We start from the raw sequence: 670 nt of genomic DNA, 5'->3' as shown, positions 1-670 counted from the left end.
GCTCGCCGCCGTGATGCTGCTGTATCCGGCCTGCCGCGGCCGCGCCTTCTTTCGCTCGCTCGGCATCGCGGGCCTGGTGCTCGCGCCGTTCGCGCTGATCTGGCCGATCGCGCTGCTGATGCGCTCGGAAACGCTGTTCATGACCTGGTTCTGGGACAACAACGTGGGGCGCTTCTTCGGCTTCTCGGTGGCCGAGCTCGGCGCCGAGAACGACAAGCCGCTGTTCATCTGGCGCGCGCTGCTGACGGTCGGCTTCCCGGTCGGGCCGCTGGCCGCCTACGCGCTCGCGGCCGGGCGCTGGCGCGCCTGGCGCGAACCCGCGGTGGCGCTGCCCACCCTGTTCGGCGGGATCGGCATGATGGTGCTGCAGATGTCGGCCACCTCGCGACAGCTCTACATCCTGCCCTTCATCGCGCCGCTCGCGCTGCTCGCGGCCGACGCCGTCGAGCGCCTGCCGCGCCGCCTCGCGCAATGCTGGGATTACGCCAGCCGGCTGATATTCGGCGCGGTGGCGATCTACGCCTGGTATGTCTGGTCGATCGTTACCTCGTATCACGCCTCGCGCGAGCCGATCCGCTGGCTCGGCCGCTGGCTGCCGCTCGACTGGACCACGCCGCTGCAACTGCCCTTCGCCTTCGCCGGCCTGGCGCTGACCGTCGGCTGGGTCTGG

At 70.7% G+C, this 670-nt stretch carries 1 pseudogene; it reads left to right on the top strand.

The window, feature by feature from the left end:
• Positions 1-670 (top strand): annotated as a pseudogene (locus HW466_RS31020) (glycosyl transferase); the annotation flags it as partial.

Source organism: Burkholderia territorii (genome assembly GCF_902833055.1).
GTDB lineage: Bacteria > Pseudomonadota > Gammaproteobacteria > Burkholderiales > Burkholderiaceae > Burkholderia > Burkholderia territorii.
Note: the sequence above shows the minus strand (reverse complement) of the source record. Positions and strands in the feature narration are given on the sequence as shown.